Origin of the sequence: Bacillus cereus group sp. MYBK101-2 (assembly GCF_051918845.1) — a bacterium.
GTDB lineage: Bacteria > Bacillota > Bacilli > Bacillales > Bacillaceae_G > Bacillus_A > Bacillus_A paranthracis.
In genome coordinates this window covers 188,065-211,840 of the sequence record NZ_JBQAIE010000007.1, presented here as the reverse complement: position 1 = coordinate 211,840, position 23,776 = coordinate 188,065, and the positions used below count along the sequence as shown (strand labels likewise).

Genomic DNA, 23,776 nt, shown 5'->3' with positions numbered 1-23,776 from the left:
TAGGGTGAAATTATATTGCTTTCTTTAAAACGTAATAACTTTTTCTATCCATTTAAATAAGTATCCCAATCATAGTCTTCAATCTTATAAAAACTACCTTTATCATTTCTTTCATATGCACATAAAGGTGGTTCCTCAAGAAATTTCAAAATAGTATCATCTATATTCAATATGACTCCAATTGAAATAATTTGAAAGTTTTTAGGATCATTCACATAGTCATCACTTTCATAGCCACTTAAAATTGACCAACCAGAGTCACCTTCTTCTCTTGAATCTTCTTTAAGCATAAAGTTAAATTCTCTTTTTTCAAGTACATCATTACTAACAATTACCTTCGTATCAAAATAAAAATCCCAATCTTTTGAAGATGGATCGTCATATTCCGTATCACATATATTTTCAATCCCAAATGAAATTTTATCACCTATCTTTAAATCTAAGCGATATGGTTCATTGCTCAGTTCCCCTACAAACTTCTTCTCATTTCTTTCAATGATTTCAACCCACATTCTTTCACCATTAAATCCATCTTCTTCCTCATTTTTAGATACAAAAATTAGCTTTACCAAATCCCCAACCTTTAATTTCTCCAAAACTTCTGAGCTAGGAAGGTAGAATGTATAGGGCGCTTCTTTATTTAATTCATAAACATTATCTAAGTACCAAGTCATTTTTTCCTCTCCTTAAAGGCTTTTCACATTCATATTTTTAAAATAATACTATTTTTTCTTCCGGCAGACTACTACCATAGAATAGCAATCTTCTCCCAACTCATTGCCTTCCCAATCATTATATATATGTAATAATTCTAAACCATTCGCTACTAATAATCTTTCTAACTCCTGCGGATATGTATAGCGAAGATCAATCGTTGTTTTTAGTTCATCTACTAGCGTATCCCCCTCATAAAACTTTCTTGTTGTTATGTAGTGCTGTATTTGCTGAATTGAATCATATGTCATTTCAGTATATAGATCACATTTCCTCCCCTTTTCATCACTAATTGTTGTCCAATATTCTTCTGTAGATGGCTGTATTAATTCTTCTTTTGAAGGAAAACGTGTATCGAATATAAATATACCATTCTCTGCTAACACATGATGAATAGATGTTAATAACTTATTTTGATCTGTATTCGTAAGGAAATGCTGGAACCCGTGCCCCACCATAAATGCAAACGGAATCGTTTCATTCATGCTTAATTGTAAACAGTCTTGTTGTAACCATTTTACCTTCTTACAATCCGTAATTTTTTTCTTCGCTTCAGCAAGCATGCCTTCATGTATATCTACACCAATCATTTGATATCCATTTTCTATAAATGGAATTGTAACCCTTCCTGTACCACAGGCAAGATCTAAAATCCATTCATTTTGTATATGTAGTTTTTGTGCCCATGATAGTAAAAACGGAAAATCTGATAAACTTTTATTTTCTATATCATATCGTTTTGGATTTTCACATTCCGATAGACTCCACTTTGTTTGCAAAATTATTCCTCATTTCATATTTACACTTAAATTTAATATATAAATTATAACGAATTATTAGTTTTTTCTCTATAATCAAACACAATTACTTGGACTAATCTAACTTTCCTTTTCGTAAGCTAAAAATAAGGTGGAAGAATCGGAGTGTGATACGATGGAACGATTATGGATTCCTATGATAGTTACATTTTTTTCATTTGGTGGCTTATTATTAGGCGGTGCTGTTGGCATTGCTACGCGCCAGCTAATTGAAGAAAAAATGCATCGTTTATATGCATTATGTGGCGGAATTTTACTTGGGCTTTTATCCCTTGAAATTATTCCTGAAACATTTTCAAGCTATGAAATGATTGGACCTATACTTGGTATAGCTATCGGTATTTTAATTATGAGCTTATTAGACAACTATTGTCACCATCCAATGATACATAAAAAAGATCAACAAGCATGGCAAACCTTCCTTTTTCTCTCTTTCGCTATATTTATTCATAATTTGCCGAGTGGATTTGCTTTAGGTACTGCTTTTATTAATCATGCTGACTCTGCCATACCTTTTTTAATAGCAATCGTCGTTCACCATATTCCTGAAGGCTTAGCATTAATTATCCCCTTTCTCTTTACAAAACATAAATATATTTCCTTTTTATTAACAACTTTATTACTATCTCTTATTCTCGGTACCGGTACAGTTTTTGGCATTTTAATGGAAGGAAAAGCGCTTCATTTACAAGGACTCATTATGGGAAGTGCTATCGGTTCACTTGGCTATGTCACAATTCATGAAATGCTTTGGAAAGCAAAGAAGCAGCTCTCTTTCCTTTCATTTTTAACATGGGCATCTAGTGGATTTTTACTAATAACAGTATTTACACTATTCGCTGGTCATCATTAAAGATAATAATATTATCATTTGTATATTTTTCCTTTTTCTCCAAAACATAATAGTATCTACCTGATTATAAGGAGGAAAAATTATGTTTGGGAAAACAGCCGGTGAAGCACTAGTTGACCTATTAATTGACTGGGGCGTAGAACACATATACGGTATGCCTGGAGATTCCATCAATTCTATCATTGAAGCTTTAAGAAAAAAACAAGATAAAATTAAATTCATTCAAGTTCGCCACGAAGAAGCTGGTGCATTAGCAGCGGCTGCCTATGCGAAATTAACAGGAAAACTTGGCGTTTGTATGGCAATTGCAGGACCTGGTGCTATTCATTTATTAAATGGTTTATATGATGCGAAACTCGATAAAGCCCCTGTTCTAGCAATTTCAGGTCAAGTAGAAACCGATTTACTCGGAACGGATTTTTTCCAAGAAGTAAATTTAGAAAGAATGTTTGATGATGTCGCGGTTTATAACCAGCGTATTATGTCAGCAGAGCAACTACCTGCCGTAGTGAATCAAGCAATTCGAATGGCTTATACGAAAAAAGGTGTATCCGTTCTTACAATTCCAGATGATGTCCCGAAATTCGAAGTAAAAAATGGTGCTCGTATTACAAATACTTCTTTTACTTTGCCTGAGTTGTTTCCACAAAAAGAAGATTTAGATGCAGCGAAATTCGCAATAAATGAAGCGAAAAAGCCTGTGATTTTAGCTGGAAAAGGAACAAAACATGCGAGAGAATCTTTACTTGCATTGGCAGAACATATTGGTGCTCCAATCGTACTTACATTACCAGCTAAAGGAATTATTCCTGATGAACACCCTCTTTGTATTGGTGGATTAGGATTAATTGGAACGAAACCTTCTTATGAAGCAATGAAGCATGCAGATACTTTAATTATGGTCGGTACTTCTTATCCGTTCACAGGCTTCTTACCTGAAAAAGCAAAAACAATTCATATCGATACAGATCCTGCCCAAATCGGAAAACGTTATGCGACAGATATTGGTTTAGCTGGTGATGCTGATAAAACATTACGATGGTTAATTGAAAATGTTGAAGAACACACAGACCATTCCTTCTTAGAACATCACCAAGACATGATGAAAAAGTGGGAAGAAAAATTACACGATCAAGAAGAAGACTCTTCCATTCCAATTAAACCACAACGCGTTATGCATGCTCTGCAGCAAGTGGCACATGATGACGCAATTCTATCAGTCGATGTCGGAAATGTAACAGTATGGACCGCAAGGCACTTCCGTATGACAAACCAGCAATTTGTCATTTCTAGCTGGCTCGCAACACTTGGTTGCGGTTTACCTGGTGCTCTTGCTGGAAAAATTGCATTCCCGGATAAACAAGTATTTGCAGTTTGTGGTGATGGCGGATTTGGAATGACGATGAATGACTTCGTAACAGCTGTTAAATATAAACTACCAATCGTTGTCGTCGTATTAAACAATAATAAAATTGCGATGATTAAATTCGAACAAGAAGTGATGGGTAATATCGAATTCGAAACAGACTTAACGAACCCTGATTTTGCAAAATATGCAGAGGTATGCGGAGGTATTGGATACCGTGTTGAGAATTTAGATGAACTACTTCCCGCTTTCGAAAATGCAGTAAAACAAAATAAACCGTGCATTATTGATGTAGTTGTAGATGCTAACGAAGCACCAATGCCAGCAAAAATCACATTTGGTCAAGCCGCTGGTTATACGAAGCATATGATAAAAGAATTATTTGAAGAAGGTAAGATTGATTTACCACCACTATAAACAGAAAAAGATAGCTGAAAACAAGTTGCTTTCAGCTATCTTTTTATTTTTGTATCTCTCTATAAAAAGAAAAGTCATTCGTAGTTGGTTGTACTTGTTTCTCTGCTTGCACTTCTCTACCTTTCCGCTCTGGCCTTCTCGTATTTCCTAATTTAATCGCATCTTGCATACTATTACTAACTAGGTTTCCTGCGAGAATTGTCATACTATAAAAAGCAATCGGTATAAGTACAATCCATGTATGTGTAGTTAAATGGCGGAAGTTTTGACCAATTAGGCCAGTCCATTCTTTTGTTACACTATCTGGATCCATTCCACTGAAGGTTATTGTTCCGCCAAAAAATAATTGTAACAAACCAAGATGTAAAAGAAGTAATAACGTACTTACAAATTGTTGTGCTACTAATAAAAGAAATGGTGGTAACATATGAGGCCATATATGGCGCTTCAACCTCTGCCACTTACTACCGCCGAGCACAGTGGCTGCCAACATAAATTCTTCTTTCTTAATACGTTTTACTTCTTGCGCTACATACAACATCACTGTTGGTACAGCGAGACATACAAGAACTATAATTTGAAATGCCACACGCAAATATAACGGCACAACTTCTGCTCCACTATCAAACGTTAATACTTCATTTAACATAAAATAAGAAATCATAACCATCGGTACAATACTAAAAGGGTCAAAAAAGGATGAAATAACTGGAAAAGAACGTTTACCATACATACCAAGAAGTAAACCAATTCCCCCTCCAACTATAACTCGTAAAATCGCTATAATTATACTTGCACCAACTGTCCATTTTGCACCTTCTATTATTAATTGAACAAGGTCACGACCTTTCACATCACTTCCAAACCAAAATTTACTTGATGGTGCAAATGGAGCTGCCTCTAGTTCCCCTTTTTCGTTATACATCATCGTAAGTTCACGAATATTCCCATCAAAAAACAACGTATATCCAATACTAACAATCATTAGTACACTCAAAAAAGTAATACCTATCCAAAATCTCACATCTCTTTTTACAACTTGCCACATGTTACACACGCTCCTTTATAATATTTTGTAAGAACGTATGTAATAAACGAAACAGTATAAAAAGCGGTACGTATAATATTACTAGACTCACTGTAAATATTTCTAATTTCGAATTTTCTTTTACAAAAACAAACATACCGTACGTATTAAATATCCATTCAATAATATATAAATTTGATAACATAAATAAAATATTTGTTTTTGCATAATAGATCGTTGTTAACAAAACATTTCTTGAAATATGATGTGTTAAAATATGTCTTAAACTAAGCCCTTTACTTTTAGCAAATAAACTATAATCTTTCTCTAATTCTTCTTTAAACCGTAATAACAACAGTTTAATAAACAATAATGTTGTTGGTATTGTAAGACATATAATTGGTAACAAGCGTATCCTTTCTTCCCCTAATCCAGCCAGTTTGATCGGCATAAATCCTGTTTTTTGAAACATAATTACGACAAAAAGTTGCGATAATAAAATAAGTAATATATCTGGTATACTCTCAAGCGTAAGAAAAATCCCGTTCCACATTTTCTGTTTCATATGAGAACGCTGTAATACCCAAATGACAAGTATATACGCTATAAGCAAAGAGAGTAAAAAAGCTGAAAGAAATACAATCATCGTTTCAATATAATGAATCCATATTTGCGGAAATAATTTTCTTGAATCCCGAAATCCATATGTAATTTCACCCGGTTGAAGTAACTTCCCTCCAAGAAATACAATCGTATTCCAAAAACCGATTAAATCAATTTGTAATCCCTTAAATAAACGTGGTAGCGCTCCTAGGCAGATTATACATAAAATTGCAGCTACTAGTTGTAAACAAGTAATCCCACACCATTTAACAATTCGCATCAACATAACAATTCCCCCTTACCATACAATAGAATATTCAGAAATAGAAAAACTAAATATATCACATCTCTTTAGCTACTGTATGTACTTGCTTTTGCCCACTTGGTAAAATAGCTTGATATAAACATGTAACAAACAATAATAAACCAAATAAAATAATATACAATGTATCTGCACGAATCCATTTTGGGAATAACATCGCTATCGCACCGAGAGATAAAAGCTGGAATCCTGTCGTTAATGGACTAAGTAAGCTTTGTACGCGCCCCATGAATGACTCTTCTACAATTTCATACATCCAGCCCATGATTGCAACATTAATAAACGGTAAAAAGAATGTCGCAAAAGCGATACATACGTAAAAAGACCATACGTGGTTTACAAAGTAACACATACCGAAAAAGACCCCTGATCCCGCCATACCAAATACAATAATAGGTTTGGGTGCATATTTCTTACCTACACTTGTTGCTACTATACTTCCAATTAGTAATGAAATCCCTCCAACCACACCGCCTACCATTGCTAAACTTTCATACGTTGCTGGTGCTAATTTATATTTTAATATGTAAGTTGTGGATACGCTTAAAATACCATTTAATAGTCCAAACACGATAAATCCTAAAAGTAATTTTTTTAAAGTGTCATTTTGATATATATACTTGATCCCTTCTTGAAACTCTGTTATTAACATTTTCAAATTAACTTCTTTCCATTTTGTTATACCGTTTGGCAAACGCACTTTTTCTGGAATGGAGATTGTTTGAATTAAAATACCACTCATAATAAAAGTGAGCGTATTTACTAAAATACTCCCGTATATTCCAAAAGTCCAGTACACCATCGTTGCAATTCCTACACCAAACAAAGCATACAAACTATTCACCATTTGATTCACACCTGCTGCTGCACCGTATTGGTCGGATTCAACTACACCCTGTATCATCGACTGTTCTGATGGAGAGAAAAATTGTATACATGCATTTTCCAAAAATAAAAATATAAAGACGAGTATAATCATCCCGTAATAAAGCGAAATTAGAATTCCAATATTACAGAGCGAACAACATATGTTACTTACCGTGCATATACGCTGTCTATCAAAACGATCCACTACTGTCCCTACTAATAGAAAAAAGATTAATGCAGGTAATGCCATCATAATTTGTGTCATCGTTGCGTAAACTGGTTGTTTTCCATATTGATCTAGCAAATAAAACATTAAAGAAACTCCAGCAATCATAGAACCGAGTCGCTCTAAAATATTTGCTAGAAAAAAACGTGCATACACTTTGTTGCGAAATAACTGTAGCATTTCTTTCATACTTCGTATCCTTTCTCTCGACAAAATTTTATTATTCTAGTCATTTCTTGGAAGTTATATTATATTTTTCGACTATTATCCAATCTTTTCCTTCTGTATAGAGAACATTATAAAAAAGACTCTTATTTTTTATACAAGAGTCCTTTTTATTTGATTTCGCTTTATGTAACGATACATCTCGCTAACGTTTTTAATTCTCTATAGTTCGGATACACTTTATTTATTTACGAATGTATCGCACATCCACTCATAAAACTTTTCCTTCTCTTCAAATTGCGGATAATGTGCGGATTTTTCAAAAGTAATAAATTCTTTTTGCTCTGCTTCAATCGTATCAAAATATGTTTTTGCCGCATGAAATGAAGTATTATAGTCATATTTCCCCATAAGGAAATAAAACGGTAACTTCAGTTTCTTCACCTTAGTAGGTAATGGATTCTTTAAATCTTTTTCTAATAAGACAGTCTGAGAGTGTGATAATCCAACGTTATAACGGATTACGTCTAACAAGTTATATTCATTACTGAGTAACATCCCGATGTTATCACCATCTGGATTTTCAATGAGTCTTAATGTTCCACCATATTTCGCAACATAATTCCGCGGAGTGTATGTATCACCATTTTTAATTTTTTCAGTTAATCCATTAAAATAGGAAACTTCATCTGTATTCCTAGCATTTTGTGCCTGTTCAATTACATAGTTTAAACTATCCATTTCACTTTCTACTGTATCACTCATCTGCCCTATCCCAACATATGCTTCGTATTTTTCAGTTGCTTTATTAGCAGCTTGCATTCCAATATATGTACCGTAAGAATGACCAATTAATATTACCTTTTCTTTTCCCATACGTTTTGAAATATACTCTGTCATAGCTAATACATCCTCTACAAGAAGATCTGATGTAAGATTTGAATAGTCCTCAAAGAAATGATACGATTTCCCGCTTCCTCTTTGATCATAATTAACTACGGTGAATTTCTCTTCCAATAATTTTTGATACTTTTGAGCATATGGTATTTCTGAAGAACCAGGTCCACCATGTACAAAAATAATAACTGGATTGTTCTTATCTTTGCCACGTATCATAATTTCATGACCACTTCCATTTATCTCTATTTGTTCTAATGTACTTATACTGTTTTCCCCTTTTATTTGCGAAGTCCATGTAGGAAATACTAGCGCTACCATTAGTGTTAGTGTAGTTATGACTCCAATAAATGTTATTAATTTTTTTATCTTCTTCATGAGATGCATCCTTTCTTATAAATTTGTCAAAATAACAATTTAATTCTATAAAACTACATTATTAATATCCCATACACTTCTTAACATTCCGATATATAAACTCTTAATATTTTCTTAATTTTCAATAGATTAATCGTAGAAAAACTTGATCACATGTATTACAAATATAGAAAAAAGCCCTTGTTTTCAAACAAGGACTCTTTTCATAAACTATTTAGCTACTTCTTCTTTCGGCATTACCATACCTTTATAAAGTTGAACAGTTATCCAGTAATAGATGAAATAAATGACTAAGAAAATCCCAATTGGCACCCACACTTTTACAAACGGGTCAACTAATATGAAGCTAAATAAGTTAAGCCCTACTAACACGTGAGAAATACCAATGATTGCTGGGAAGATAAATAAATATGAAATTTCTTTATATATACTTTTCGTTAACATACTACGTCTCACACCGATTTTTCGTAACATTTCATAACGGCGTACATCACGAGAAGCACCTGTTAATATTTTGAACATTAGTGAACTTGCCATCATCGCTAAAAAGGCAATTCCGAGGAAAAATCCCATAAACATTGTTCCGCTCATTAAACTGCTCGTTAACTGATAAATTGTCATTTTCGTAAATATGTCTACTTTTGTACCTGTTGTTTTTTCAATTTGTTCTTTTTGTCTCTTATCTATTTCAATCAACAACGGTTTATACTTTTTCATATCATCTACTTTTGCTAATGTTACACTATGTTCTGTTCCTTGAATCCCTTTATAATGCTCTTCATCTGCAATTCTTACTGGTTTTCCATTAAATTGATTATGTGTAATTTGTATTTCTCTTACAATCACATCTTCCCAATCTTTCGGCATACGAGGGAATTTTGCTACTTCAGGAGCTTCCAAAGCAGAATATATAGGTTCAGTTAAAGGTTCGGTCACCCGTTTACGCGCAGGCTCTTTTAAAGTTTTCGTATCAAAGCGTTCGGAAATTAGTGGTGGTTTCGCTGTTAAATCATTACGTAAGTAATAAACCGCTTCCCCATCTACTTTATACTTGTACTTGCTTTCTTCCACAATTTCCATTTCTTTTAAGGCCGCTTTATCTTGATCATTTGGATCATGAATTACGACATCATACACACGTGAGAAGTCTGTCATAATACCTACATTTTTTTGAAACGCCATACCTGCTGTCATCGCACCTGCCCCTAATGCAATTAACATCGCTACAGTGCCTAATACTCTCGATAAACTATTAACTCGAAAGCGTAGCTGTGCGTATGTAAAACTATTTAAGCCCGTTTCATTTCGTTTTTTATTTCCTTTAATTTTCATCACAAAAAATGGGAGCAATGAACTAAAGATAAAATATGTTCCAAGCGTTGTGACGATTGTCGCTATTATAAAACCGAGTTCAGCAAACATTTTTATATTGACTATAAAATAGTAGCCTGTACTTACTAGTAATACACCCAGTACAGTCATTATTACAATGCGAGTTTTACTTTTCTTCACTTCATCTAGTGTTTCATCTTCACGTATTAATTCTAATTCTGTTTTACGTAATAATCGGATGCTATTCATTAAACCAGTAATAAAAAATAGTATTACGAAGAAAATAGCTGTAACTAAGATTGCTGGTGTATATACAGATGAATAACTGCCTTTTGCAGAAATCTCCATACCATTCATTAAAAAGTTTCCTGCTACACTTGCAAGTAACATCCCTACTAAAATCCCGATAATGATGCTGACAATACCCATACCGAATGTCTCAATAAATAATAACTGTGCTACTTTTTTCTTTTTCGCACCGAGCATCATGTACATACCGAGTTCTTTTCTTCTCAATGTGAGTAAGAAAGAATTGGCATATATAATATAAAATACAGTTATGAAAGATAATAGTATGGCACCTACCCAGAATACGAGTCTAATACTACTAATAAGACTATTATCCTTCGTAAATTCACTATTCATCGCCATCGTTTGGAACATGTAAAAAATACTAATGCTAATAACGAGACCAATAAGTAAAACCATATAATCTTTTAACATCTTTTTCATACTATGACGTGATAATTTAAATAACATAATCTCGCCCCCTACTTAGACTCAACAGCTGAGCCCATGTGAGCGAGCACGCCTAAAATATCTTGGTAGAAATTTTCCCGCGTTCCTTGACGCTGTAACTCTTTATAAAGAAGACCGTCTTGAATAAATAAAATACGCTCACAGTAACTCGCACTAAATGCATCGTGTGTCACCATCAAAATACTTACATTATGATTTTCATGTAAATCTTGCATCGCTTCTAATAAGCTTTTTGCATTTTTACTATCAAGCGCACCAGTCGGTTCATCTGCTAATACGATTGCTGGATTATGTACTAAAGCTCGTGCTGCCGCTGTTCTTTGCTTTTGTCCACCAGAAACAGCAGTTGGATATTTCGTTAAAATTTCAGTAATCCCTAACTTCTTCGCAACCTCATTCACCTTTCCAGTAATCTCACTTGAAGGTACGCCTTGCAAAGAAAGTGGTAAAGCGATATTTTCATAAATTGATAAATTTTCTAGTAGATTAAAATCTTGAAAAATGAAACCTAATTTTTGAGAACGAAAATCAGATAACGCATTGCCCTTCATAGAAGTAATATTTGTACCAGCTATTGTTACACTACCACCTGTCGCTTGATCCAATGTACTAATCACATTAAGTAAAGTCGTTTTTCCAGATCCAGAAGGCCCCATAATTCCGACGAATTCTCCTTCCTTAATAGTTAATGATACGCCCCTTAACGCTTTTGACTGATTCTCATTTCTTTTCCCATACGTTTTTTCTACACTTTCTACAGTAACTACATTTGTTGGCATCTCTTTCACTCCATCCCTTTTGTATAAAATGAATTTCTCACATATTTCTTATCTTTTTCTCATGTAAACCCTTAAGAATTTTTTATTTTTCAATCAGTAAGGATTACACAGGTAACGTAAACCTTTTTTCTATTTCATATTCTCACTTTTCTACAACTCGTTCCTTCGATTTCGCTTACATTTATCTTACATTTTTGTAAGGTAAAAAAGAAACACACCATTTTAAAAATGATGTGTTTCAGCGTGAATTTAGACACTTCTCATTTAGCCTTTTCTACCTATCAATAACACAGATAATTAAACTTCTTTCCTTATCACTCTATTTTTAGATATACTTATTTCTATGTTAAAATACACTGTTCCATCAACCTTTCTAATTTACTGTTGGCTAACATATTTGCTTCTGGATGATTCCATTCTCTTTTGTTAAAAAATATTTTTTTCGGCTTTCCATAGCAAATTAGTATTACAATGAATGCTTCGTCCTCAATATTATAGTGCCATACTTTATTAATAATTTCTTTTCCATCACCATCTTCTAAAGCATGATCATTAATAATTTTCACGTATGTATTCACCGCACCTATCGCTTCATTTAAATAATAATTCCTCATTCGAATATTTCAGCTCCTAAGTTTAAATTAAACATCTTTCATTAATTAATATTCAAATTATATTTAAAAATACACAAAAACCTCTCCTAAACATGAAGTGAACCCTGAAAACGGGACACCTATCAAAACACCTAAACCATCTGTTCCCTAAATTCTTTAGGGGATAGGTGGTTTAATTTTTCTTGAATTCGCACACAATTGTAGTAATGAATGTATTCTAGCACAATCTTTCGCACAGTTGTGTTGGATACTTTTGTTATCTCTTGTGAATAGAAAGCTTCACTTTTCAAATGACCAAAGAAGCTTTCCATGACGGCATTATCATGGCAATTTCCTCTCCGGGACATGCTGGTGATCATGCCGTTTTCTTTGGCATACGCTTGAAATTCTTTTGCTGTATAAATACTTCCTTGATCCGAGTGAAGAAGGACATCTTTTACTCTTCGCCCTCTCATTGCTTGTTTCAATGTCTTCATCGCTAATGCCAGTGTTTGCGATTCGCTGATGACACAACTAATAATTTCACGATTAAAGGCATCCATGATCGTTGATAAATACAATGTACGCTCTCCAAATAAGAGATACGTCACATCTGTAAACCACTTTTCATTTGGTCTGGATGCATCGAATTCACGCTCCAATCGATGAGGGGCTACCATTGGTTCCGCACCATTGATATATTTCTTTTTCTTTCGACGTACTTTTGAAAGAATGTGATTTTGTCTCATGATTCGTAATACTTTTTTATGATTAACACACAGTCCCATTTTTTGAAGAGTAGCGGTCACTCTTCGATATCCATACCGAAATTTATGCCTAAGACAGACGTCCTTTACTTTCTCTTCTATATCATCTTTCCGATCTTCCGTTCGTTGTAACCAGCGATAAAATGTGGAACGGGGTACTTCTAATACGTTACACAATTCTTTTATCGTTATTTTTGTTTTTACATTTTTCCATAAAGTAACTACAGTTTCTGGTTTCAGCCCCTTTCGATTTCCAGATACTTTCCCCATACAAGTAATTTTGTTTTTAGATGCTTATTTTCTAAACGTAGTTGTTCTAATTCACTGAGCTCTTTTGGTCCTTTTCCATAAGAATATTGTTTTCCTGCAGGTTGTTGAAAACGATACGTTTGATCTGTACGATACCATTTCATCCATGTCTTAATTTGGGAAACATTTTTAATTCCGAGTTTCTCCATAGTTGTACGATTTGAATAACCATCTTTCTTCATTTCAATTACTTTCCACTTTGTTTCTTCTAGGTAATGAACTCTTGTCGTCATACGAAAAAACACCTCCATTGAATTTGCATACTTAGTATGCGAATTCAGGAGGTGTTTTTTTCATGTACCATTTAGTCGGGTTCACTTCAACATCAGAGAGGTTTTTTTATTTAATTATATAAAAGTTCTTTCACATTAAGTTTCTGAGTTTTATAACCGTATTTTGAAAATTTATAACGCATATACAATGATATATGATTCTCATGTGTTGATAAAATTATCTGCTTTTCTCCAAACTCATTTCTTAACAATTCAACGAATGATGCCATGTTCATTTCATCCATTGTTTGAATTGGATCGTCAATAAGAATAGTATTCAGTCCGCTATTGTTATAAACTTTATTTAAAGCTAGTGTGAAAGCTAACACAGTTGCTGATAATTGGCCCGAACTAAATGTATGAACAATATCATGATCTGTTTTTTGAGGTGGAACAAATCGAATTGTCTTAATTTGTTCTTCTTTTCCTTCATCTTCTTTAATAAAAACGCCAATACCCCTTTGATAATTTTGAATTATTTTACCTGAATAAATATAAAAAGGGATTTCCACTGCTTTTATCATTTTTGTTCGATAAGTTTCAATATTTTTATTATAAATACTAAGCGTTTCAGAAACTGTTTCATACGCACTTGTTATCATCTCATACTTTGATTTTAAATCTATATACTTTTGATATTTAATATTTGATTGAATATAGTATATATAATTAATATAATCTTTTTTCAGCTTAAATTTCTTTAAATCTATTTCAAATAGTAAATTCTCATCTTTTTCAAAGACATTTTCATACATATCTTTAAGAGCTATATATTGTTCATAATCAAAATCACCTGTACCTTGTAACTCTCCTTTTAACTTTTCAATTAATTGTTCTGTCCTAGACGTTAAATCATCCAAACTATTAAGCTCATCATATACATAGTTTTCAATATTAATACCTATTTCTTTAAAGAATTTATTTACTCTACTTTTATCAACCTTCTTGTCAAAATAAGGCTCCAATGTATAATATAAATCATCACTAACCAATAAATTTATGTAGTTTTTTATATTTTGAATAAGTTGATTAACATAGTTATCGTACAATTCCATTATTTTAAAACTTTCTTCTCTTGAGGAATGATCCTGTTGATTTTGATAAAACTTTGTTTGCTCAGAAATTTGAGTTAATAAATCTTCGTAATTTTTCCATTTCGCACCACATAAAGGACATTTTCTATCTTTCTGTTCTGAATCATTCATTAATTCTTCGAAACATTTTGTTAGTCTAATTCTGGTATTTAACAAATTCGTAATCATTCTTGAAAATTCTGTTGAATTATTTTTCAATTTTCTAATAATATCTAATTTATCCATTAGACTTTCTAACGGAATAGGTAAATTAAAATACTTATATATGCTTTCCCAATATATTTTTCCATTTAAGATATCTTTTTCTTCTAGCAATTTCAAAAATCCATTTAACTGCTGCTTCAATTTATACTCTTCTTTTAATATTTCTATTTTCTCCTTTAGATTATACAAAACTAATACTTCTTCGATTCTTTTCTTATTATTTATTGAAAGATTAATTTTTTCATTTTTATAGGCTGATTTAAATAAATCTAAATTAGTTATTAAATAACTGATGCCTTCAATTTGACTAAACCATTCTATTTTTTGTTCTAAACTAAATGACTTCAAATTTTTACTATCCCAATATATTTTCCGACTCACAATATCCGGTAGAAGTTGAATATAATTAACTTTCCCTTCATTCTCTTCCTTCAAAACCGATAAATCTAAATCTTTTTCTAAATCCATTATCCTATTGTTCAACTTATTCTTATTAGCCAAAATTTTATTTTTTATTTTAGTAATTTTTCTTCTTTCCGACTCTTCTTTTTCGATATTAAATAACTTACTAATTGCAGTCATACGATCATTCTCAGTTTTTTTAAATAGATGCGTACATTCTTCTTGTTCAACATAGTGATATAATCCATATGTGTTCGAAAAATCTTTTCTACAAAACACCTCATCTAAGTTAATATTTGTTCTATTCTTATTAACTAATTCGTCATTTATATCATTAAGTAGGTGTAGGGAAGAAGGAAATTCTCCAGGTTTTTTTTGTCGTTTATTTAAATGGCTATGATCAATTTTCCTTCCAAAAATGAATTCTTCATTTTTTTCTGCATCATAAATCTTTATTTTCACTACTATAGGAACATCTTGTTGTTTTGCAAATAAATAATCATTATACCCCTTATTTCCATCAACTATTTTAATTTCTGAGACCCTTCTAATACTTCCGGTTAATAATAATTCGATAGCGTCAAATATAGAAGTTTTTCCAAACCCATTTGGACCATCCAGTATCGATAAACTTTTATCTTCGAATTGCAAATGACTCCTTTTTATAGACTTAAAATTCTCTATGTATACTTCACTTATTTTATACTTCATTTAAATTCACTCCTAAAACACTAAGAATCTCATCCCATTCAGGATCATCACTTTCAATACTCAAGAGATTCTCAATAATTTGTTTATTATCATTCGGAATTTCATCTTCAATTTGTTTTGTTAAATTAGGCAGGGTATCTTTCGATATTTGAACTTGTAAGAATGGTAGCTTTATAAATATTTTTGAAACTAAATCGAATATTTCAACTTCCTTTTCTTCGGGTTCTTTTCCTGAATTTTTAAACAAATAAAACATATTTTTATCATTTATTATTCTATTTAATTGCGCTATTAAGTGCTTTTGATTACTAAAAATTCTCTGCAACATATACGTTTTTAAACAATCTTCTAAATATAGTTTTTGACTTTTAGTAAACGGTAATAAGAATTTTTTGAAATGATAAGGATTTTCTTCAAATTCATAAACCTTTTTATTAAATTCATCAGTTATTTCAATAGTATTTCTTTCTGTCAATAAAATCATAGACAAGTTTTTATCAACACCAGGGTATTTTTCATTTTTGAGTATTATTTCTAAATACTTTTTTATAATCAAATCTATGTTTTCTAAATCTAAATTTTGTTCTGAGACTTGTACTACCAAAAAGAAATCAAATTTTTCACCTGTTACTCTTTTTGCAAAAAAATTTTCATAATCTACATCTTTAGTATCGTAATTAATAATTTCAAAATTTTCTTCTTTAAATATATTTTGTATTATTTCAATCATCCTAATAACTCCTTAGATAAAGTATCAATTCTTACAAATCTAATCTTTTTCGTGGTTGTAATTGTTTCTTTTAGTTCTTCCTCCATTACAACTTCTGATTCTACATCAGTGTGAACTCTTATAATGCTGCCATCAAACTCATTATCAATAAGACTATTTATATAAGCGCCGATATCAAACAGCATTTCAAACATCTCATCATCTTGACTTAAATTCTTAAATATCTCTTCACCAATAATAGTATGGGCAACAGGCGAACTATCATCAATTGTTGAAAGCACATAATTAACTCCCTTGTTATTTATTATGTAAGAAGATCTTACTTCAGTTGTTATATCTATTTTTTCATTTAATTTAATTAAACCATGTAAAAAACTGTTTCTTACCCCTGTAGGTTCCATAATCTTTCTAAACTCTTCTATGTCAATCTTATTTCTATTTTTAATCTGTAATTGTGGTGTCAGTTTACGACATAATAATAAAAAATCATTCGGTTTTAAATTTTTCAAGTGAACCAAATATTTTCTCCATATTTCTCGCGAATACAAATCTTCATCTTCCACCCCATAATATTTACAATACTCAACAAAATCCTCCGAAATTAAATGTAATAGCATGTTAGAAATTGTCTTATTCGAAAAAGAAAATATACTTTCACTATCTAATATCTCTCTAAACTCGCAAAATCCAATTAATATTTTGCCTTCCTTTAATTTTTTCAAATGATCATTATGAACCTTTTCTTCTATCATATTAATAAGATTTGAGTAAATACGTTCTTTATTCTCTGTTGAAGAATATAAATCTTTAAGTTTTTGATTTGTACAATGATCATAGAATGTCTTAATTTCAGAAAGTATTAAATCCTTAATTTCGATCAGTGGGGCTGACCGTTCAATGGGCACTAATCCCGTATTGCAAGAAATCTTGAGTTTTTCATACATTTTATTGAAATTTGATTCCTCACAAGCTATCTTTTTATATATCTGTAATTGAGCTTTTTTTCCTTTCACATCAAAATCTAAAAGGTTTTTAAATAATTTTTCTTTTGTAAATGTTTTTATATCAACTGCTGTATGTAAGCTAACTTCCGAAACAGTTTTATATGATCCCATTTTTCCTAAAAGATTTAAAATTGCTTCATTATACGAACCAATAGTATTTGTTTTAGGCTTAGCTTTCACTTGATGAAGAGAAATATGTTTTTCATCTTTTAATATCGCAAAATCTTCTAGATATTCAATTTCTAACATATAGTTACTTATATCATTTCCCTCTTTATATAGATAATTAATATATTTTAACACCGTATAAATTGCTACTTTGCCTTGGTATAAAAATCCACTCCACGTGGCAGAAGCTTTATCTACATCTTCTGGATTGACTGTAGTCCATTGTGAACTCATAGCATCTTCTCCTTTTATTTTTTATTAAATATTAAATAAATGTATTAACAAAAAAACATTAATCTGTTTATTACATAATTATAATATTTTTTTGTAATTATTAACAATCATTTCCCCCTATTTATTATCTTCTCTAAACATTTTTCATCGTTATCACTTATATTTGTAATTTAATCCTATCCACAAATTGATTTTATACTTCCTATTTAAAATACTCATTAAAAACTTATATTATCTAAAACCAAATTATAATGAAAAACAAACCACTTTTTAGTGGTTTGTTTTTCATTTAGATATTCTATTATTCACTTCCTCTTTCATACTTTCCACAAACATATCTAGTTCAATTACACCTGATTTTTCTTCCCCATATTTACGTACATTTACAGCAACGTTTTCCATTTCTTTATCACCAATAACAAGAACATAAGGAATTTTTTGCATTTGTGCTTCTCTAATTTTATATCCTAATTTTTCATCTCGCATATCTCGTTCGACACGAACACCAGCTTGTGCTAATTTATCTGCAACCTCATCTGCGTATTGTACATGGACTGCATTCGAAACTGGAATGACTTTCACTTGAACTGGTGCCACCCATGCTGGGAATGCACCTCCAAAGTGCTCAATTAATATGGCTAAGAAACGATCTAAAGATCCTAATACTGCCCTATGAATGACAACCGGTCTTTTCTTTTCATTCTTCTCATCTATATAATTTAAATCAAACTTCTCTGGCATTTGGAAATCTAGCTGGATTGTTCCACACTGATGACTTCTATTTAAAGCATCTTTAATATGGAAGTCAATTTTTGGTCCGTAAAATGCACCATCACCTTCATTTAGTCTATATTTATAATTTAGCGATTGTAATACATTTTCTAATGACGCTTCTGCTTGCTCCCATAACTTATCATCACCCATTGAATCTTCTGGACGAGTAGAAAGTTCTACTTCATATTCGAATCCAAAAGTTTTATATACATAATCGATTTGCGCCATTACAGATTTGATTTCATCTTCAATTTGTTCTGGAGTTACAAATAAATGTGCATCATCTTGGCAGAAAGTACGTACTCTTAATAATCCGTTTAACGCCCCACTAAATTCATGGCGATGTACTTGACCAAACTCACACATACGAATCGGTAATTCGCGATAAGAATGCAATTTATTTTTGAACATTAGCATATGCCCTGGGCAGTTCATCGGTTTTAATGCAAAACTTTTATTATCCACTTCTGAGAAATACATATTATCTTTATAATGTCCCCAGTGCCCTGATCTTTCCCATACTTCTTGGTTCATCATGAATGGAGTGCGTACTTCTTGATAATTATATTCTTTTTGAATTTCTCTTAAAAAAGCTTCTAATTCATTACGAATAATTTGGCCTTTCGGTAAATAAAACGGCATTCCCGGAGCCTCTTCAGAAAACATAAATAACTCCAGTTCATTGCCTAACTTACGATGGTTTCTTTTGGCTGCTTCTTCAACGAAATGTAAATACTCTTCTAATTCTTTCTGGGAAGAGAATGCAACACCATATATACGCTGAAGCACTTGATTATTACTATCTCCTCGCCAATATGCACCGGAAACGTGAGTTAATTGAAATGCTTTCAAATAACCTGTAGATGGTAAATGTGGCCCTCTACATAAATCTACAAATTCACCTTGCTTATATAGTGTTACACTTTCCTCATCAGGAATTGCTTCTAAAAGTTCTAATTTCAAACGATCATTCATTTCTTGAAATAGTTTTGCTGCTTCTTCTCGAGACACCTCAACTCGCTCTATATTTATATTTTCTTTTATGATATTTTTCATTTCATTTTCGATTTTCCGTAAATCTTGTACGTTTACACTACTTGGAAGATCCATATCATAATAAAATCCATTTTCAATAACAGGCCCTACTCCAAGATTTATATCACCATACAATCTTTTTACAGCTTGCGCTAAAATATGTGCCGCAGAGTGTCTTGCAATTTCTACACCTTCATCTGAATCTAAAGTAATAATTTCTACTTCCGCATTTTCCTCAATATTTCGGCGCAAATCATATAACCCATCATTTACTTTCCCCGCGACTGCTTTCTTTTTTAAACTATTGCTAATGGATCCCGCAATTTCTTCTAAAGTAATTCCTTTTACAAATTCTTTCACACTACCATCTGGAAATTTAATTTCAATCATTTGTTCTTTCATTTTTCATCTCTCCATTTCATAATAAAAAGCACACTCATCCCTACAATAGGGACGAGCGTGCTTATACCCGTGGTTCCACCCAGATTCCCATCATAAAAAACATAATGGCTTCATTTACGGTAACGTCGTTTGCACGGCACTAGATACTTCATTTCCCCAGTGCAGCTCTAAGGTGGTAAGTTATTTTTCTGCGTTAGGAAGTTCTCAGCTTTCCTTCCTTCTCTGTATAACCGGGGAAAATAACTCGTGTCCTTTTCTTCGCTTATTTATTATGAAATTGAATGCAAAAAAGCATATTCATCCCTAAAATAGGGACGAATATGCTTATATCCGTGGTTCCACCCAGATTCCCATCACAAAAAACATAATGGCTTCTTTTGCGATAACGTCGCTTACACGGCACTAGATACTTCGTTTCCCTAGTGCAGCTCTAAGGTGGTAAGTTATTTTTCTGCGTTAGGAAGTTCTCAGCTTTCCTTCCTTCTCTGTATAACCGGGGAAAATAACTCGTGTCCTTTTCTTTGCTTTTTTTAAATACATCCATTAATTGTTATTTACTATATCTTATTCATTTTATTTTTGCAAGTGTTTGGAAAAGATTTTTTATTTAATAAAAAAGAAACCAAAAAATGTTTTTGGTTTCTCCTTCTCAATTTTACCAATCTTGTGGTTCGTAATTTAAGTCTGCAAATAGACGTCGTTTCTCTTTCTTCGTTAAATCTCTCCACTGTCCAACAGGTAAATTATTCAATTCAATATTCATAATTCTCGTACGTTTTAACGTGTATACTTGATAACCTAAAGCTTCACACATACGACGAATTTGGCGATTCAACCCTTGTGTTAAAATAATTTTGAACTCATATTTTGATAACTGTATGATCTCACAAGGAAGTGTTTTTGTACCTAGAATTTTAACACCCGCTGCCATTTTTTCTAAGAAATCAGGTGTAATTGGCTTATCTACTGAAACGATATATTCTTTCTCATGTTTGTTTTCAGCACGTAAAATTTCATTAACAATATCACCATCATTCGTTAACAAAATTAAACCATCTGAGTCTTTATCAAGACGTCCAATATGGCTAATTCGTAAAGGGTGATTCACTAAATCGATAATATTACCTTTTACTGATTTTTCACTCGTACATGTAATACCTACTGGTTTATTTAAAGCGATATATACGTGATCTCGAGCAATACGAAGTTGCTCTCCATTTACGCGTACATCATCACCTGGATTCACTTGGTCACCAATTTTTGCAACCTTACCGTTAATAATTACTCTTCTCTCATTAATTAATTTATCTGCTCCGCGTCGAGACGCTTTTCCAGCTTCACTAATAAATTTATTGATACGCAAATTAGGCACATCCTTTTCTAAAAAAATTTCAAGCTCACACTGCTTCTACCGTACAATACAAAAGGGTAAGCCTCCTATTATAACTTAAATATATTAACATGAAAGGGCATATAACGTCTTCTATTAATTACTTATTTATAAGAAAATATCTTTATTATACATTCATTTATACACTTTTTCCGTGCTTAATATACAAACCATTCTTCCTTACATACAACTTGTTGATCTCTCATATCTTCTATATCTTCATGAATATTAGCCAGTTTATACAACTCAGAGAAAATCTCTTCTACATAATTTTGATGCGCCATTCCATCTTTCCAATAAGTTAACACGATGTAACGATCTTCATTTTGTAAAGACTTCCCAACTACCCCACCTAGCATCCCTTTTATATTTTTCATTCCTTTATTCCAAATTGTTTCTTGTTTATGTAAAAATTGCTTTTCTTTTTCTTCCTTTACATCACATACAGCCGCCCTTACGAAGGATCCTTCTGTAACAACGTCTTTCAAAGGCACTTCTGCTATATCATACAATGTTTGAAATAATTCGATTTCACATGAAAGAAACGTATCCTCTTGATTACTATTTATATAAATTGTATCGTGAGCACCATTCATAAATGATTGATATGCATTTCTATCTTCCCATAAAGTAAATACACATGCCTCATTTTCATTCCATCCACCAAATTGTCCATAAAAACCATCTAGATGCTGTATATCACGCCATTTTTCTTGTGCTTTTGAAAACAATTCCTTTTTCTCTTCTTCCACCTTACAGTAGATTGTTTTTAGTAGCATTTTTTCTTCCACCTTTAGCATATAATTTATCTTCTTCTCACAACAATTAGTTCACATAATATTTTTATAATCACCCTAATACTCTTTATAGACATATAGAACTAATCATATTTATCACTACATCTATCAAAACATCTATCGAATTTAATTTCAAATAATTCAGAATACAAAAAAAGATGTAACTCTTAATGAATTACATCTTTAGCTAATCTCCCTTATTCATCTTTTTCTCAAATAAATAATACGTAATTTCTCCCGGATAATGTAATACAGTTACCTTCCGCTCCCCTTTTTTAAAACTAACAGTATGCCCGTTTTCACCTAAGTTCTCCCATCCACTTACCGTTGTAATAGGCATTACACTTATATATTTATAATCCTCTTCCTTATCATCGTTAATATGTATTGCTGACATTGGTATTGGAAAATCTTTAATTTTAGATTCTTTATTCATAAATATGAATGCAATTAAACAAACTAATAATATAGCCATTGAAATATTTGAAACTAGTTTTCTTCTATTCATTTCCACTAAAAATCCTCTTTTCTTACATATTATCATCATTTTACTAACTTTAATTATTTATGTATATAAAAAAATATATATTATATACTTTCTAACCTATTTTCTCTACTTAAAACAACATTATTGTTATATATTATAATTATAAGTTTTTTAATTTTGGAGGCGTTACATATTGCAAAAATTACTTTTTACTAAATGGACAGTTGTTATTTCTATTTTCATCATTTTCGGTACAATTTTCTACGTTACTAATGTTAAAAATAACAAAGAAAAAGCACCTGTAGAAACAACGGATACAAAAACTTTCAAAACGAAATTACAGCCTAAAATTAATGAATTGACTACTAATTATAATGATATCATCGAAAAAGATTGGTTGCCTGCCTGGGAAGAGATTAACACGAACAGTGATTCAGTAGACAGAGATAAACTATTAGTTACAATGAATGCTGTTTCAAAACAATATGAAAACATTATGAATGAAATAGACATTTTGAAAATTAAAGAAGATATATCGGAAGTACAAATACAAGAACAACTTCTTTATTTCACAACTGAATTTAAGGCTGCTTCTAAATTTATGAAAAACGCGGCAGATTTAATTATAGACGGAGCCACTAACTCTACTCTAAACAGTGCAACAATTGAAAATACGAAACATGCTTTAGGGCTTGCAGATCAACATATTGTCATCGCTTTATCTACTTTAACTGAAGTTGAAGAGAAATTAGGACTTTCGAAAAAATAGAATTCTTTACTATTTTAAAATAAAAAATGATTGCATTTCATTAATTGTATATCTATAATGTTTTTATTGATTCTATACACATTCAATACGTATAGGTTATTAATTTTATAA

Annotated in this window: 20 protein-coding genes and 2 other annotated features; of the genes, 3 read left to right on the top strand and 17 right to left on the bottom strand. The window is 31.8% G+C overall.

The genetic code is table 11. The features are described from left to right. Positions 1-44: 44 nt before the first annotated feature. Both ACTFSI_RS16095 and ACTFSI_RS16090 read right to left on the bottom strand, forming a co-directional pair. Positions 45-674: an immunity protein Imm33 domain-containing protein gene (locus tag ACTFSI_RS16095; RefSeq protein ID WP_000220341.1), complete on the bottom strand. Its 630-nt coding sequence runs from the start codon at positions 672-674 to the stop codon at positions 45-47. 48 nt (positions 675-722) lie between these two features. Beyond that, a complete protein-coding gene (locus ACTFSI_RS16090) occupies positions 723-1,493 on the bottom strand; it encodes a class I SAM-dependent methyltransferase (protein ID WP_410560881.1) in 771 nt (256 codons plus the stop codon). 154 nt (positions 1,494-1,647) lie between these two features. On the opposite strand from ACTFSI_RS16090, the gene ACTFSI_RS16085 reads away from it, so the two are divergent. Next, positions 1,648-2,385, top strand: coding sequence for a ZIP family metal transporter (locus ACTFSI_RS16085; protein ID WP_275894081.1), 738 nt, complete (start codon positions 1,648-1,650; stop codon positions 2,383-2,385). A gap of 82 nt (positions 2,386-2,467) precedes the next feature. Beyond that, positions 2,468-4,168: a pyruvate oxidase gene (locus tag ACTFSI_RS16080; protein ID WP_000467229.1), complete on the top strand. Its 1,701-nt coding sequence runs from the start codon at positions 2,468-2,470 to the stop codon at positions 4,166-4,168. Positions 4,169-4,211: 43 nt separating this feature from the next. Here the strand turns inward: ACTFSI_RS16080 and ACTFSI_RS16075 are convergent, their stop codons facing one another. From ACTFSI_RS16075 to ACTFSI_RS16005, 15 genes are all read right to left on the bottom strand, one after another. Further along, on the bottom strand, positions 4,212-5,216 hold the full coding sequence (locus tag ACTFSI_RS16075; RefSeq protein ID WP_000267884.1) for an ABC transporter permease subunit: 1,005 nt from the start codon (positions 5,214-5,216) through the stop codon (positions 4,212-4,214). Position 5,217: 1 nt separating this feature from the next. Next, positions 5,218-6,084: an ABC transporter permease subunit gene (locus ACTFSI_RS16070; protein WP_000929006.1), complete on the bottom strand. Its 867-nt coding sequence runs from the start codon at positions 6,082-6,084 to the stop codon at positions 5,218-5,220. Positions 6,085-6,139: 55 nt separating this feature from the next. Next, on the bottom strand, positions 6,140-7,402 hold the full coding sequence (locus ACTFSI_RS16065) for an MFS transporter (protein ID WP_000661752.1): 1,263 nt from the start codon (positions 7,400-7,402) through the stop codon (positions 6,140-6,142). 216 nt (positions 7,403-7,618) lie between these two features. Continuing rightward, complete coding sequence (locus ACTFSI_RS16060) at positions 7,619-8,653, bottom strand: alpha/beta hydrolase (RefSeq protein ID WP_440045494.1); 1,035 nt, start codon at positions 8,651-8,653, stop codon at positions 7,619-7,621. A gap of 210 nt (positions 8,654-8,863) precedes the next feature. Next, on the bottom strand, positions 8,864-10,744 hold the full coding sequence (locus ACTFSI_RS16055; protein ID WP_440045493.1) for an FtsX-like permease family protein: 1,881 nt from the start codon (positions 10,742-10,744) through the stop codon (positions 8,864-8,866). Positions 10,745-10,755: 11 nt separating this feature from the next. Next, the gene (locus ACTFSI_RS16050) at positions 10,756-11,523 is read right to left on the bottom strand and encodes an ABC transporter ATP-binding protein (RefSeq protein WP_440045492.1); all 768 of its coding nucleotides are present in this window, start codon (positions 11,521-11,523) and stop codon (positions 10,756-10,758) included. A 341-nt stretch (positions 11,524-11,864) separates the two neighbouring features. Continuing rightward, the gene (locus ACTFSI_RS16045; protein ID WP_440045491.1) at positions 11,865-12,137 is read right to left on the bottom strand and encodes a hypothetical protein; all 273 of its coding nucleotides are present in this window, start codon (positions 12,135-12,137) and stop codon (positions 11,865-11,867) included. 131 nt (positions 12,138-12,268) lie between these two features. Next, positions 12,269-13,425 (bottom strand): IS3 family transposase gene (locus tag ACTFSI_RS16040; protein WP_440045490.1). Its coding sequence is split into 2 segments (ribosomal slippage): positions 12,269-13,173 and positions 13,173-13,425, totalling 1,158 coding nucleotides; the frame shifts between segments, so codons are not numbered across the junction. Positions 13,426-13,535: 110 nt separating this feature from the next. After that, complete coding sequence (locus tag ACTFSI_RS16035) at positions 13,536-15,875, bottom strand: AAA family ATPase (protein WP_440045489.1); 2,340 nt, start codon at positions 15,873-15,875, stop codon at positions 13,536-13,538. Continuing rightward, positions 15,865-16,605, bottom strand: coding sequence for an ABC-three component system middle component 1 (locus ACTFSI_RS16030; RefSeq protein ID WP_440045488.1), 741 nt, complete (start codon positions 16,603-16,605; stop codon positions 15,865-15,867). Before ACTFSI_RS16030 ends, ACTFSI_RS16035 begins: the two co-directional genes overlap by 11 nt. Then, complete coding sequence (locus ACTFSI_RS16025; RefSeq protein WP_440045487.1) at positions 16,602-18,011, bottom strand: ABC-three component system protein; 1,410 nt, start codon at positions 18,009-18,011, stop codon at positions 16,602-16,604. Before ACTFSI_RS16025 ends, ACTFSI_RS16030 begins: the two co-directional genes overlap by 4 nt. A gap of 285 nt (positions 18,012-18,296) precedes the next feature. Continuing rightward, positions 18,297-20,222 carry a threonine--tRNA ligase gene (gene thrS, locus ACTFSI_RS16020; RefSeq protein ID WP_440045486.1) on the bottom strand — a complete coding sequence of 642 codons (1,926 nt, stop codon included), beginning with the start codon at positions 20,220-20,222 and terminating at the stop codon, positions 18,297-18,299. 44 nt (positions 20,223-20,266) lie between these two features. Continuing rightward, positions 20,267-20,490 (bottom strand) — a binding site (T-box leader). Between the two features lie 39 nt (positions 20,491-20,529). Continuing rightward, positions 20,530-20,753, bottom strand: a binding site (T-box leader). Positions 20,754-20,877: 124 nt separating this feature from the next. Beyond that, complete coding sequence (locus ACTFSI_RS16015) at positions 20,878-21,585, bottom strand: pseudouridine synthase (protein WP_139895474.1); 708 nt, start codon at positions 21,583-21,585, stop codon at positions 20,878-20,880. Between the two features lie 185 nt (positions 21,586-21,770). Beyond that, positions 21,771-22,391, bottom strand: coding sequence for a DUF4937 domain-containing protein (locus ACTFSI_RS16010; RefSeq protein ID WP_440045485.1), 621 nt, complete (start codon positions 22,389-22,391; stop codon positions 21,771-21,773). Positions 22,392-22,596: 205 nt separating this feature from the next. Next, positions 22,597-22,956 (bottom strand): hypothetical protein, encoded by a 360-nt coding sequence (locus ACTFSI_RS16005; protein ID WP_373995679.1) that lies wholly within the window; start codon positions 22,954-22,956, stop codon positions 22,597-22,599. A 133-nt stretch (positions 22,957-23,089) separates the two neighbouring features. Here ACTFSI_RS16005 and ACTFSI_RS16000 point away from each other — a divergent pair, with 133 nt between their 5' ends. Beyond that, the gene (locus ACTFSI_RS16000) at positions 23,090-23,665 is read left to right on the top strand and encodes a hypothetical protein (RefSeq protein WP_001170886.1); all 576 of its coding nucleotides are present in this window, start codon (positions 23,090-23,092) and stop codon (positions 23,663-23,665) included. The last annotated feature ends 111 nt before the right edge of the window (positions 23,666-23,776 follow it).